The organism is Klebsiella sp. GN_Kp190, assembly GCF_040061795.1.
Taxonomy (GTDB): domain Bacteria; phylum Pseudomonadota; class Gammaproteobacteria; order Enterobacterales; family Enterobacteriaceae; genus Klebsiella; species Klebsiella michiganensis.
Map to the genome: position 1 here is coordinate 49,698 of NZ_JBEAFN010000015.1, position 12,538 is coordinate 62,235.

Below are 12,538 nucleotides of genomic sequence, written 5' to 3' on the forward strand. Positions count from 1 at the left end.
AGGTGTCTTACTCGCGGAACAGCGCTTCGATGTTCAGCCCCTGGCTTTGCAGGATCTCCCGCAGACGGCGGAGACCTTCTACCTGGATCTGACGCACGCGTTCGCGGGTCAGGCCAATTTCGCGGCCCACATCCTCAAGCGTCGCGGCTTCATAGCCGAGCAGACCAAAGCGACGAGCCAGCACTTCACGCTGCTTGGCGTTCAGTTCGAACAGCCATTTGACGATGCTTTGTTTCATATCATCGTCCTGCGTGGTGTCTTCCGGGCCGTTGTCTTTTTCATCGGCCAGAATATCCAGCAGCGCTTTTTCCGAGTCGCCGCCCAGCGGTGTATCCACCGAGGTAATGCGCTCGTTCAGACGCAGCATCCGGCTCACGTCATCAACTGGCTTATCCAGCTGTTCGGCTATCTCTTCCGCGCTTGGCTCGTGGTCCAGCTTATGGGACAACTCGCGTGCGGTACGCAGATAAACGTTCAGCTCTTTGACGATATGGATAGGTAAACGAATGGTACGGGTTTGGTTCATGATCGCCCGTTCAATCGTTTGGCGAATCCACCAGGTCGCGTAAGTCGAAAAACGGAACCCACGTTCCGGGTCAAACTTCTCAACTGCGCGAATCAGCCCCAGGTTACCTTCTTCAATCAGATCCAGCAGAGCCAGACCGCGATTGCCGTAACGGCGGGCTATCTTGACGACCAGACGCAGGTTACTTTCGATCATCCGGCGGCGTGACGCAACGTCACCACGCAGCGCGCGACGCGCAAAATAAACCTCTTCTTCGGCCGTCAGCAGTGGGGAATAACCAATCTCTCCAAGATAAAGCTGCGTCGCATCGAGCACCCGTTGGGTTGCTCCCTGCGAAAGAAGCTCTTCCTCAGCCAGATCGCTATCACTGGGTTCCTCTTCAACTAAGGCTTTCTCATCAAAAACCTCGACTCCGTTCTCATCAAATTCCGCGTCTTCATTTAAATCATGAACTTTCAGCGTATTCTGACTCATAAAGATGGCTCCTACCCGTGATCCCTGAGCAAAGCACCTTCCGCTAAACATCACTTAAAAGACGCCCGGACGAGAACCTTTTCTGCCCCGGTAAAGCAGGCATTCTGGCCGCCCTGGCGCCTCTTTTAGCGATACTGAGCTTATCCGTACTTTGCCAAATTATCGCTGCGGTAAATACTGCAGCGGGTTGACGGATTTCCCCTTGTAACGAATTTCAAAATGCAAACGTGTAGAACTTGTACCTGTGCTACCCATGGTAGCGATTTTCTGCCCCGCCTTGATATCTTGTTGCTCTTTTACCAGCATCGTATCGTTATGTGCGTAGGCGCTCAGGTAATCATCGTTGTGTTTGATGATAATAAGATTACCGTAACCGCGCAGTGCGTTACCGGCATAGACGACGCGCCCATCTGCGGTCGCGACAATAGCCTGTCCTTTACTGCCTGCAATATCAATACCTTTATTGCCACCTTCGGCACCACTAAAGTTCTCGATAACCTTGCCATCAGTCGGCCAGCGCCATGAAGAGATCGGCGAACTGGTTGACGTACTGCTTGCAGTCGATTGGGTTGTGCTGACAGCCGGGGCCGTAACAGGCGCGACGGTTGTTGTCGTCGTCGCAGGCTTGTTATTCGGCAACATCTTATTAGCACTCTGTTCACCTGAAGATTCAGAATACGTAATAGTTGGTTGGGACGCAACCACCGCGGTGGATTTTTGTGCAGAATTTGCGGTTAACATCCCGCCGCTGCTGGCCTTCACGCTGGCCTGGGCGACAGGGTTATCTCCGGTGATTGGCTGACCGGACGCGTTACCAACCTGCAGCGTCTGACCCACGTTCAGACCGTACGGCGCCGGGATATTATTACGCTGCGCCAGGTCGCGGAAGTCGTTCCCGGTGACCCACGCAATATAGAATAGCGTGTCGCCGCGTTTAACAGTATAGGTACTGCCGCCGGTATAGCTACCTTTCGGAATATCCCCATACTTACGGTTGTAGACAATTTTGCCGTTCACCGTTTGTACCGGCTCCTGAGCCATCGGCTGAACCTGAGCGGGCTGCGTCTGCACCGGCTGCGTTTGTACCGGGCGCGCCTGCGGAACGTTATTGGATGGAGGCGTGATCAGCATTCCGGAATTCGTGCTGGAAGACGACGTCCCGCCAGCCGAGCTGACCGGCGCAGGCGGATTGTTGGAGCTGCTGCAGCCTGCCAGCCACAGTGACACCAGTGATAAAGCCGCAATGCGGCTTAAGGTAAAATTTGGGCTTCCCGCGCTCATTTATCCCCCAGGAATATGTTAACTACCAATATCTTGCTCACCGGACGGCGCCCGGCCAGGACACGAAAAATGCGTCCACCCTATGCCTAAATGCAGGCAAAAAAACCTGGAATAATCCGGGTTCAGGCTAACTCCCCCTTCACGAGGGGAACAAAGCGCACGGCTTCGACAGTATCAATGACAAACTCGTTGCCGCGCCGACGGATCCGCTTCAGGAACTGATGCTCTTCGCCAACCGGCAGCACCAGTACGCCGCCATCGTCCAGCTGCGCCAGCAGCGCGGCCGGAATTTCCGGCGGCGCGGCGGTAACGATAATCGCGTCGAACGGCGCACGCGCCTGCCAACCCTGCCATCCATCGCCGTGACGGGTTGAAACATTATGTAAATCAAGTTGTTTAAGACGACGGCGCGCGTGCCACTGCAAACTCTTAATTCGCTCAACCGAGCAAACGTGATGCACCAGATGCGCCAGAATCGCCGTCTGATAGCCAGAGCCGGTGCCGATTTCCAGCACCCGGGACTCCGGCGTTAGCGTCAGAAGCTCGGTCATCCGCGCCACCATGTAGGGTTGCGAGATGGTTTGCCCCTGACCAATCGGCAGCGCCGTGTTTTCCCACGCCTTATGTTCAAAGGCTTCATCAACAAACTTTTCTCGCGGCACCATGGCGATCGCGTTCAGCACGCGCTCGTCAATAATGCCCTGCGTGCGGAGCTGATTGAGAAGACTTTCAACACGTTTACTTACCATTGCGTATCAACTCCAACGCGATCCAGCCAGCCGCTAACCACCTCATGCGCGCCGTGGGCGGTTAAATCGACGTGTAGCGGCGTGACCGACACATAGCCTTCATCCACGGCGGCAAAGTCGGTATCCGGCCCGGCGTCGTACTTTTCGCCCGGCGGTCCGATCCAGTACAGCGTATTGCCGCGCGGATCTTTTTGCGGGATCACCTGGTCGGAAGGATGGCGACTGCCGCAGCGGGTCACGCGGATACCTTTGATCTGCTCAAGAGGCAGATCCGGCACGTTGATATTGAGAATGCGCCCGGTGCGCAGCGGCTCGCGGCCTAAAGCGCGCAGAATAGAGCAGGTGACCGCAGCGGCGGTATCGTAATGCTGATAGCCGTTTAGCGAGACGGCCAGCGCCGGAAAGCCCAGATGACGGCCTTCCATCGCGGCGGCAACGGTGCCGGAATAGATGACGTCGTCACCGAGGTTGGGTCCGGCGTTAATGCCGGAAACCACGATATCCGGACGCGGCCGCATCAGGGCGTTGACCCCGAGATAAACACAGTCCGTCGGCGTGCCCATCTGTACGGCGATATCGCCGTTATCAAAAGTGAAAGTACGAAGCGAAGATTCCAGCGTCAGGGAGTTCGACGCTCCGCTGCGGTTACGATCGGGTGCAACTATCTGAACCTCAGCGAATTCCCGTAAGGCCTTTGCCAGGGTCTGAATGCCCGGCGCATGAATCCCATCATCGTTACTCAGCAATATTCGCATAGTCACCCGTTGTATTGATAAGCTCCCTTACTACGCTGGTGGCGAAGCTGCCCGCGGGCAGCCAGAAACGCAGTTCAACGGTAACGTCATCCCACCAGTTCCAGCTCATCTGCTGGGGATAAAGCAGCATCGCCCGGCGGGCGGCATCTACTTTTTCACGCACCAGCAGCGCCTGTAGCTGCGTCTCTTCGACCACTGCCGCCTGCTCGGCGGCCAGCGCACCCCGTTGGCTTCCCCAGTCGCCGCTGCCCACAAGCGCAGCGGTAATCATCAGCTCGCGGTTATCTACCCGCGCCTGGAGTTCCGTCAGTTCTTCAGAGGCCGCAACGAACCAGCTTCCGCGCCCCGCTAATTGTAGCGCATCGCCATCAACAACCTGATTAAATTCCGGTTTTTTTAATCTAATACCAACCTGTTGATTAAACAATGCGCTGCGGGCCGCCGACAACCAAAAACTGCGTTTATTACGATCGCGCACCGGCGCGCCGCTCTCGGCCCAGCGCAGCGCCCCCAGCAGGTTACTGCCGCCGATACCGAAGCGCTGGGCGCCAAAATAGTTGGGTACGCCATGCTCAGCAATCGCCTGTAAACGCGTTTCGACATCGTCGCGATCGCTGATTTCGCGCAGCACCAGCGTAAACTGGTTCCCCTTCAGCGCCCCGAGGCGCAGCTTGCGCTTATGGCGCGCGTACTCCAGTACCTGACAGCCTTCAAGCTGAAATTTGCTCAGGTCGGGCATCTCTTTGCCCGGCACTCGGGCGCACAGCCACTGTTCAGTCACCGCGTGTTTGTCCTTCTGCCCGGCAAAGCTCACTTCACGCGCATGAATTTTAAGGAATTTTGCCAGCGCGTCAGCAACAAAACGTGTATTGCAGCCGTTTTTCAGAATACGCACCAGCACATGCTCGCCTTCGCCGTCAGGCGCAAAGCCGAGATCCTCAACCACCACGAAGTCCTCCGGGTTGGCTTTTAGCAGCCCCTGGCTCAGCGGTTTTCCATGCAGATAAGTGAGTTCGTCAAAAGCGATCATTTCTCCGCCTTACGCAGCAGCGCCACCGCTTCACAGGCAATGCCTTCGCCGCGACCGGTAAAGCCCAGCTTTTCCGTGGTGGTGGCTTTGACGTTAACATCGTCCATATGGCAACCGAGATCTTCGGCAATAAAGATGCGCATCTGGGGAATATGCGGCAGCATTTTTGGCGCCTGGGCGATAATGGTGACGTCAACGTTGCCAAGGGTATAGCCTTTCGCCTGAATCCGCCGCCACGCTTCGCGCAGCAGTTCGCGGCTGTCGGCGCCCTTAAAGGCCGGGTCGGTATCCGGGAACAGCTTGCCGATGTCGCCCAGCGCCGCCGCGCCGAGCAGCGCATCGGTCAGCGCGTGCAGCGCGACGTCGCCGTCGGAGTGGGCCAGCAGCCCTTTCTCGTAGGGTACGCGCACGCCGCCGATGATGATTGGGCCTTCACCGCCAAAAGCGTGTACGTCAAAACCGTGTCCAATTCGCATTAAGCCTTCTCCTGGTGTCGGGAACGGGTAAGGTAAAACTCGGCCAGCGCCAGGTCTTCCGGGCGCGTCACTTTAATATTATCAGCTCGTCCGGCGACCAGTTCAGGATGAAAGCCGCAGTACTCCAGCGCCGAGGCTTCGTCGGTGATGGTCGCCCCTTCATTAAGCGCCCGCGTCAGGCAATCAACAAGCAGTTCGCGAGGGAAAAATTGCGGCGTCAGCGCGTGCCATAAATCGTTACGTTCAACGGTATGGGCGATGGCAGCCCTGCCCGGCTCCGCGCGCTTCATCGTGTCGCGAACCGGAGCGGCCAGAATGCCGCCCGTACGACTGGTTTGGCATAGCTGAAGCAGGCGGCTGAGATCGTCCTGGTGCAGGCAGGGGCGCGCGGCATCGTGCACCAGCACCCAGTCGGCTTCGCCAAGAACCTTCAGGCCAGCGAGAACGGAGTCCGCGCGTTCCGTGCCGCCATCAACGACGGTGATTTGGGAGTGGTTCGCCAACGGCAGTTGGCTGAAGCGAACGTCGCCCGGGCTGACGGCAATCACCACCCGCTGTATAAGGGGGTTTGCCAACAGCGCGGCGACCGCGTGCTCGAGAATCGTTTTGTTACCGATTGAGAGATATTGTTTAGGGCATTCCGTTTGCATGCGGCGGCCAAAACCGGCTGCCGGCACCACGGCGCAAACGCCCGGAAAAGTGGCTGCCATGTTGTAATCCTGGGCCTGTTTATCGATTATTCTGCTGTTGCCCCGCGGCCTGGTTGCGTTTTGACGCATCCGGCACCAGACGATAAAACGTTTCGCCCGGGCGGGTCATACTGAGTTCATTGCGCGCGCGCTCTTCGATAGCTTCCTGACCGCCGTTGAGGTCGTCAATTTCGGCGAACAGCTGATCGTTGCGTGCTTTTAATTTAGCGTTCGTTGCCTGCTGCGCGGAGACATCGTCGTTAACCCGGCTATAGTCGTGCAGACCATTTTTGCCGAACCATAGCGAGTACTGCAGCCAGACCAGCAAAGCCAATAACAGCAGCGTTAGTTTACCCATCCTGCCCCCTGAAAAACGGCATCATCATCCCATAACTCGCCCGAGTTCTCTACTCTGGCGCGCGGACGACGCCGCGTAACGCGGGGACTGTACCACATTTTTACCGTTGATACCCAGGCTAGATTCATTCGTAGAAAGGACTACCCCAGTAGCCAGAGGAACAGCAGACCGAACATCAGTCCGACGGTTAAAATCGTCGCGCAGACGCTGTACTGAAGTTTGCCGTCCATCAGCGAATGCAGCGCGATGCCAACCACGACGGCAACCGGCATTAATGCCAGGAAGAACGGCCAGGTGTAGAGGAGGACAAATAGCGTGTTACTGCCATAGATCAGGAAGGGAATACCCAGCGCCAGCAGCCATGAAATAAAGCCAACGGCAGCGCCCGACAGAGACCAGGTGGTCTCGTCGCTGACTGCCGGCGGCGGTTCTGAACGAATAATACTGATGTTCTGGGTATTGCGCATATCGAATCCTGTTGACCTGGCGATCGGCATCCTGTGATGATGCCGCTGCCGTTTCAGGATCTGATAATATCGCTCTGTCGTAGCAGGTCTAATAATTGGTGCACCAAATTTGTTACCAATTGTTCACCGTCGAGGTGAATTTCGGCGCGCTCCGGGGATTCATACACTGAATCAATTCCGGTAAAGTTGCGCAGCTCCCCGGCCCGTGCCTTCTTGTACAGCCCTTTCGGATCCCGCGCTTCGCAGATCGCCAGCGGTGTATCGACAAAGACTTCAATAAAGCGCCCTTCGCCCAAACGTTCGCGCACCATCTGCCGCTCTGCGCGATGCGGTGATATAAACGCAGTCAATACTACCAGCCCGGCATCCACCATCAGCTTCGCCACTTCACCCACCCGGCGAATGTTTTCTTTGCGGTCGTCGTCGCTGAAGCCAAGATCGCTGCACAGGCCGTGACGCACGTTATCGCCATCCAGTAAATAGGTGCTCACGCCGAGCCGATGCAGCGCCTCTTCCAGCGCGCCGGCAACGGTGGATTTCCCCGAGCCCGAAAGCCCGGTGAACCACAGCACCACGCCGCGATGGCCATGATGCTGCTCGCGCTGCGCCTGCGTGACAGGATGCGCGTGCCAGACGACGTTTTCGTCATGTCGGGCCATTACTTGCCTCCCAGCAGGTCGCGGGCGTCCCAGTGCGGGAAGTGCTTGCGAATAAGCTGGTTCAGCTCAAGCTCAAATGCGCTGTATTGCGAAGCGCCTGCCTGAGCCTGCTCGTTCGGTTCGCGTACCATCCCTGCGCCAACGGTCACGTTGGTCAAACGATCGATAAAAATCAGGCCCCCGGTGACCGGGTTATCCTGGTATTTATCGAGTACCAGCGGCTCGTCGAAAGTCAGATCCACCAGCCCAATGCCGTTGAGCGGCAGCGATTCCACTTCGCGCTGGGTCAGGTTGTTAATATCAACCTGGTAGCGTACGCCATCCACGCGGGCGCGGGTTTTCTTACCGGCGATTTTAATGTCATAGCTCTGGCCAGGCGTTAGGGCCTGCTCCGCCATCCATACCACATCAACGCTGGCGCTTTGTACCGCAGGCAGAGAGACCGTCGCGTCCACCAGCAGGTCACCGCGGCTGATATCAATTTCATCCTTCAGCACGAGAGTGATAGCTTCCCCGGCCGCCGCTTCCGGCAGATCGCCGTCAAAGGTGACGATGCGCGCCACGGTGGATTCCACCCCCGACGGCAGCACTTTCAGGCGCTGTCCTACGCTCACGCTGCCGGCGGCAACCGTACCGGAGAATCCGCGGAAGTCGAGGTTCGGGCGGTTGACGTACTGCACCGGGAAGCGCAGCGGCTGGCTTTCCACCACGCGCTGAATCTCAACGGTTTCCAGCACTTCCAGCAGCGTCGGGCCGCTGTACCACGGCATTTTATCGCTCTGGCTGGCGACGTTGTCCCCTTCAAGCGCGGAAAGCGGGACAAAGCGAATGTCGAGATCGCCTGGCAGCTGTTCAGCAAAGGTCAGATACGCTTCACGGATGGTGTTAAAGGTCTCTTCGCTAAAATCGACGAGGTCCATTTTGTTCACCGCCACCACCAGGTGTTTGATCCCCAGCAGCGTGGAGATAAAGCTGTGACGACGGGTTTGATCGAGCACGCCTTTGCGCGCGTCGATCAGCAGGATCGCCAGGTCGCAGGTTGACGCGCCGGTCGCCATGTTGCGGGTATACTGTTCGTGTCCCGGGGTGTCGGCGATAATAAATTTGCGCTTCTCGGTTGAGAAGTAACGATAGGCGACGTCAATGGTAATGCCCTGCTCACGCTCGGCCTGCAGACCGTCCACCAGCAGCGCCAGATCGAGTTTTTCGCCCTGGGTACCGTGACGTTTGCTGTCGTTATGCAGCGAAGAGAGCTGATCTTCGTAAATCTGACGGGTATCGTGCAGCAGGCGGCCAATCAGCGTACTTTTGCCGTCGTCGACGCTGCCGCAGGTCAAAAAGCGCAGCAGGCTTTTGTGCTGCTGGGCATGCAGGTAGGCTTCAACGCCGCCTTCATTGGCAATTTGTTGTGCAATAGTCGTATTCATGGCGGCTCCTTAGAAATAACCCTGACGTTTCTTCAGCTCCATGGAGCCTGCCTGGTCGCGGTCAATCACCCGCCCCTGTCGTTCGCTGGTGGTCGAGACCAGCATCTCTTCGATGATCTCCGGCAGCGTTTGCGCATTGGACTCCACCGCGCCGGTCAGCGGCCAGCAGCCGAGGGTGCGGAAGCGTACCATCTGTTTTTTGATCATCTCGCCGGGCTGTAAATTGATGCGATCGTCATCGATCATCATCAGCATCCCGTCGCGCTCCAGCACCGGACGCTCCGCCGCCAGGTACAGCGGAACAATTTCAATATTTTCCAGATAGATGTACTGCCAGATGTCCAGCTCGGTCCAGTTGGAGAGCGGGAACACGCGGATACTTTCGCCCTTGTTAATCTGGCCGTTATAGTTGTGCCACAGCTCCGGGCGCTGGTTTTTCGGATCCCAGCGGTGGAAGCGGTCGCGGAAGGAGTAAATACGCTCTTTAGCGCGGGATTTCTCTTCATCGCGACGGGCGCCGCCGAACGCGGCATCGAAGCCGTATTTGTTCAGCGCCTGCTTGAGGCCTTCGGTTTTCATGATATCGGTATGCTTGGCGCTGCCGTGAACGAACGGGTTAATCCCCATCGCCACCCCTTCCGGGTTTTTGTGCACCAGCAGCTCACAGCCGTAGGCTTTAGCGGTACGATCACGGAACTCGTACATTTCGCGGAATTTCCAGCCGGTATCGACGTGCAGCAGCGGGAACGGCAGGGTGCCTGGATAAAACGCTTTACGCGCCAGATGCAGCATCACGCTGGAGTCTTTGCCGATGGAGTACATCATCACCGGGTTAGAGAATTCGGCGGCCACCTCACGAATGATATGGATGCTTTCCGCCTCCAGTTGCCGCAGGTGAGTAAGTCGTTTTTGGTCCATAACCGTTCCTTAAGCCAGATTTACTACAGAAGCCTTAAAGGCGTCTGAGGATGAGGTGTGTTGAAACCAGGCGAGCTGTTGATGTAATTGCACCACTTCACCCACCACCAGCAGCGCGGGCATCGGGGCGTCTTTCGCCAGGTTTTCAAGCTGTTGTAATGTGCCGGTCTTCGTTTGCTGATCGGCGCGGGTGCCGCGCGAGATTACCGCCACCGGGGTATCGCCTCCGCGGCCGTTGGCGATCAGCTGAGCGCTGATTTCCGCCGCTTTCAGGCTGCCCATATAAATGGCCAGGGTCTGGCCGCTTTGCGCCAGCCGCGCCCAGTCAAGCGGCGAATTTTCAGCGCCAAAGTGCCCGGTAATGAAGGTTACGCTCTGGGCATAATCACGATGCGTCAGCGGAATACCGGCATAGGCCGTTGCACCCGCCGCCGCCGTGACGCCCGGGACGACCTGAAACGGAATGCCCTCTTCGGCTGCGGCCTGCAGCTCTTCACCGCCGCGGCCAAAAATAAACGGGTCGCCGCCCTTCAGGCGAATCACCGTTTTGCCCGTTTTCGCCGCTTCCAGCAGCAGGCGGTTGATCTCCTGCTGCGGTACAGATACGCCGGCGGCGCTTTTGCCGACGCAGATTGTCTCCGCGTCCCGGCGCACCAGTTCACGTACTTCCGGGGTGACCAGGTTGTCGTAAAACACCACGTCCGCCTGCTGAAGGGCCTGCAGGCCGCGCAGGGTCAGCAATCCGGCATCGCCTGGCCCTGCCCCGACGAGAATAATTTCACCAGGGCGTTTTTCCGGCTGAAGAAGTTCATCTTCCAGCGCTTTTTCCGCTTCATCTTTATTGCCCGCCAGCATCAGGCTGGCAAAGCGACCGGTAAACACGCGCTCCCAAAAGCGGCGGCGTTCGGCGGTGGTTTTCAGATGGGTTTTAATATGGTGACGCCAGTAGCTCGCCGTTTCAGCCAGCCGCCCCAGGTTGGTGGGCAGCAGCGCTTCGATTTTTTCGCGCAAAATCCGCGACAGCACCGGCGCTTTTCCGCTGGAAGAGATAGCCACCAGCAGCGGAGAACGATCGACAATGGATGGAAAGACAAACGAGCACAGCGCCTGATTATCCACGACGTTGACCAGCCGATAGCGCGCGTTAGCCGCGACATAAACGCGTTGGTTCAGCTCGTCATCTTCCGTGGCGGCAATCACCAGGAATACGTCGTCAAGCTGCTGCTCTTCGAATACGGTTGCCCGCCACTGAATTTCCTCGCGCTCGACCTTTTCGGCAAGTTCCGGTATCAACGTTTCGGCGACAATTTGCACCTTCGCTTCAGCACGCAGCAAAAACGTAATCTTACGCGCGGCTATCTCGCCGCCGCCGATCACCAGCACGGGTCTGTCTTTCACTTCGGCAAATATCGGCAAGTATTCCACTGCGCAACAACTCTCTTACAATCAGCAATAGAGCGACTATAGGGTGCGGTTTAGAGCAAATGAAATTACGAAATGGAATGAGTTGTTACTCAAAAGAATAACGACCTGGGAAAGCAAATATCAAAAAGTGCTTAACACGCGGTTTTTCCACCATTTAAGAGCGATTGAAATTGTTTAACCCCGGTCACAGTTTCATACTACGCGGGTGAAATTGTTTTAAGTGCTAAAGGACCCCCTATGTTTTCCGCATTGTGCCGTCGCCTGCTCCCCCTGGCGTTGGGCGCAGGTTTTGTCTTCTCCGCCGCCCCGGCATTCAGCGCCCCGGGCGAAACTGCCAATGCCCAGGCTCGTCATATCGCCACCTTTTATCCCGGAAGAATGACCGGCACGCCGGCCGAGATGCTGTCGGCCGATTATCTCCGCCAGCAGTTCGCCCAGATGGGCTACCAGAGCGATGTGCGCAGCTTCAATACCCGCTACGTCTATACCGATAGCAATCAGCGTAAAAACTGGCATAACGCCACCGGCAGTACGGTGATCGCCGCTCATGAAGGCCAATCTCGTCAGCAGATTATTATCATGGCGCACCTGGATACCTACGCGCCGCAGAGCGATAAAGATGTTGAAAACAACCTCGGCGGCCTGACCCTGCAGGGGATAGACGACAACGCGATGGGTCTCGGCGTCATGCTGGAACTTGCTGAACAGTTAAAGAACGTTCCTACCCGTTACGGTATTCGCTTCGTTGCCACCAGCGGCGAAGAAGAAGGCCGGCTGGGTGCGCAGAATCTGCTTAAGCGCATGAGCGACGCGGAAAAGAAAAACACCCTGCTGGTGATTAATCTCGATAACCTGGTGGTGGGCGATAAGCTGTACTTTAATAGCGGCCGCAGCACGCCAGCATCGGTGCGCAAGCTCACCCGCGACCGGGCGCTGGCTATCGCCCGTAGCCACGGCATAGCGGCCTTCACCAATCCAGGGATGAACCGGGGCTTCCCGAAAGGCACCGGCTGCTGCAACGACGCCAGCGTTTTTGATAGCGCCGGGATCCCGGTACTGTCGGTGGAAGCGACCAACTGGTCATTAGGTAAGAAAGACGGTTATCAGCAGCGGAGCAAATCACGCAGCTTCCCGCAGGGCACGAGCTGGCATGACGTACAGCTGGATAACCTACAGTATATTGATAAAGCGCTGCCGGGGCGTATTGAGCATCGCGGACGCGATGTGATGAAAGTGATGCTACCGCTGGTGAAAGAGCTGGCGAAGGCGGAGAAGAGACCCGCCTCAAAATAGACTAACGATAA

At 57.2% G+C, this 12,538-nt stretch carries 14 protein-coding genes; 1 reads left to right on the top strand and 13 read right to left on the bottom strand.

All coding sequences use genetic code 11. The annotated features are described in order from the left end of the window. Positions 1–7 precede the first annotated feature (7 nt). From rpoS to cysG, 13 genes are all read right to left on the bottom strand, one after another. Positions 8–1,000, bottom strand: coding sequence for an RNA polymerase sigma factor RpoS (gene rpoS / locus ABLU67_RS12100; RefSeq protein ID WP_004104962.1), 993 nt, complete (start codon positions 998–1,000; stop codon positions 8–10). 159 nt (positions 1,001–1,159) lie between these two features. Then, entirely contained in the window at positions 1,160–2,221 is a 1,062-nt protein-coding gene (gene nlpD / locus ABLU67_RS12105) for a murein hydrolase activator NlpD (protein WP_223852525.1), read from the bottom strand. 182 nt (positions 2,222–2,403) lie between these two features. After that, positions 2,404–3,030 carry a protein-L-isoaspartate(D-aspartate) O-methyltransferase gene (locus ABLU67_RS12110; RefSeq protein ID WP_009651549.1) on the bottom strand — a complete coding sequence of 209 codons (627 nt, stop codon included), beginning with the start codon at positions 3,028–3,030 and terminating at the stop codon, positions 2,404–2,406. Continuing rightward, on the bottom strand, positions 3,024–3,785 hold the full coding sequence (gene surE / locus ABLU67_RS12115) for a 5'/3'-nucleotidase SurE (RefSeq protein ID WP_025106440.1): 762 nt from the start codon (positions 3,783–3,785) through the stop codon (positions 3,024–3,026). The genes ABLU67_RS12110 and surE overlap by 7 nt, the downstream gene beginning before the upstream one ends. Further along, positions 3,766–4,815: a tRNA pseudouridine(13) synthase TruD gene (truD, locus tag ABLU67_RS12120; RefSeq protein ID WP_064374711.1), complete on the bottom strand. Its 1,050-nt coding sequence runs from the start codon at positions 4,813–4,815 to the stop codon at positions 3,766–3,768. The genes surE and truD overlap by 20 nt, the downstream gene beginning before the upstream one ends. Next, positions 4,812–5,291, bottom strand: coding sequence for a 2-C-methyl-D-erythritol 2,4-cyclodiphosphate synthase (ispF, locus tag ABLU67_RS12125; protein ID WP_004853615.1), 480 nt, complete (start codon positions 5,289–5,291; stop codon positions 4,812–4,814). The genes truD and ispF overlap by 4 nt, the downstream gene beginning before the upstream one ends. After that, the gene (ispD, locus tag ABLU67_RS12130) at positions 5,291–6,001 is read right to left on the bottom strand and encodes a 2-C-methyl-D-erythritol 4-phosphate cytidylyltransferase (protein WP_004853617.1); all 711 of its coding nucleotides are present in this window, start codon (positions 5,999–6,001) and stop codon (positions 5,291–5,293) included. Before ispD ends, ispF begins: the two co-directional genes overlap by 1 nt. A gap of 19 nt (positions 6,002–6,020) precedes the next feature. Next, positions 6,021–6,338, bottom strand: coding sequence for a cell division protein FtsB (ftsB, locus tag ABLU67_RS12135; protein WP_004104977.1), 318 nt, complete (start codon positions 6,336–6,338; stop codon positions 6,021–6,023). Between the two features lie 140 nt (positions 6,339–6,478). After that, positions 6,479–6,805 (bottom strand): DUF3561 family protein, encoded by a 327-nt coding sequence (locus tag ABLU67_RS12140; RefSeq protein WP_004124286.1) that lies wholly within the window; start codon positions 6,803–6,805, stop codon positions 6,479–6,481. 53 nt (positions 6,806–6,858) lie between these two features. Then, complete coding sequence (cysC, locus tag ABLU67_RS12145) at positions 6,859–7,464, bottom strand: adenylyl-sulfate kinase (protein ID WP_004853621.1); 606 nt, start codon at positions 7,462–7,464, stop codon at positions 6,859–6,861. Next, entirely contained in the window at positions 7,464–8,891 is a 1,428-nt protein-coding gene (gene cysN, locus ABLU67_RS12150; RefSeq protein ID WP_014226587.1) for a sulfate adenylyltransferase subunit CysN, read from the bottom strand. The genes cysC and cysN overlap by 1 nt, the downstream gene beginning before the upstream one ends. Before the next feature lie 9 nt (positions 8,892–8,900). After that, a complete protein-coding gene (gene cysD / locus ABLU67_RS12155; protein WP_004104981.1) occupies positions 8,901–9,809 on the bottom strand; it encodes a sulfate adenylyltransferase subunit CysD in 909 nt (302 codons plus the stop codon). 9 nt (positions 9,810–9,818) lie between these two features. Next, positions 9,819–11,225 (bottom strand): siroheme synthase CysG, encoded by a 1,407-nt coding sequence (gene cysG, locus ABLU67_RS12160; RefSeq protein WP_163586344.1) that lies wholly within the window; start codon positions 11,223–11,225, stop codon positions 9,819–9,821. A gap of 246 nt (positions 11,226–11,471) precedes the next feature. Between cysG and ABLU67_RS12165 the strand changes: the two genes are divergently transcribed. Then, positions 11,472–12,527, top strand: a complete 1,056-nt coding sequence (locus tag ABLU67_RS12165; protein ID WP_316548200.1) for an aminopeptidase — start codon at positions 11,472–11,474, stop codon at positions 12,525–12,527. Positions 12,528–12,538: the final 11 nt, after the last annotated feature.

What these genes read in the sequence shown, in the direction of transcription:
- rpoS (WP_004104962.1), bottom strand. Translation starts at nt 1,000, where the DNA reads ATGAGTCAGAATACGCTGAAAGTTCATGATTTAAATGAAGACGCGGAA.
- ABLU67_RS12110 (WP_009651549.1), bottom strand. Translation starts at nt 3,030, where the DNA reads ATGGTAAGTAAACGTGTTGAAAGTCTTCTCAATCAGCTCCGCACGCAG.
- surE (WP_025106440.1), bottom strand. Translation starts at nt 3,785, where the DNA reads ATGCGAATATTGCTGAGTAACGATGATGGGATTCATGCGCCGGGCATT.
- truD (WP_064374711.1), bottom strand. Translation starts at nt 4,815, where the DNA reads ATGATCGCTTTTGACGAACTCACTTATCTGCATGGAAAACCGCTGAGC.
- ispF (WP_004853615.1), bottom strand. Translation starts at nt 5,291, where the DNA reads ATGCGAATTGGACACGGTTTTGACGTACACGCTTTTGGCGGTGAAGGC.
- ispD (WP_004853617.1), bottom strand. Translation starts at nt 6,001, where the DNA reads ATGGCAGCCACTTTTCCGGGCGTTTGCGCCGTGGTGCCGGCAGCCGGT.
- ftsB (WP_004104977.1), bottom strand. Translation starts at nt 6,338, where the DNA reads ATGGGTAAACTAACGCTGCTGTTATTGGCTTTGCTGGTCTGGCTGCAG.
- ABLU67_RS12140 (WP_004124286.1), bottom strand. Translation starts at nt 6,805, where the DNA reads ATGCGCAATACCCAGAACATCAGTATTATTCGTTCAGAACCGCCGCCG.
- cysC (WP_004853621.1), bottom strand. Translation starts at nt 7,464, where the DNA reads ATGGCCCGACATGACGAAAACGTCGTCTGGCACGCGCATCCTGTCACG.
- cysN (WP_014226587.1), bottom strand. Translation starts at nt 8,891, where the DNA reads ATGAATACGACTATTGCACAACAAATTGCCAATGAAGGCGGCGTTGAA.
- cysD (WP_004104981.1), bottom strand. Translation starts at nt 9,809, where the DNA reads ATGGACCAAAAACGACTTACTCACCTGCGGCAACTGGAGGCGGAAAGC.
- ABLU67_RS12165 (WP_316548200.1), top strand. Translation starts at nt 11,472, where the DNA reads ATGTTTTCCGCATTGTGCCGTCGCCTGCTCCCCCTGGCGTTGGGCGCA.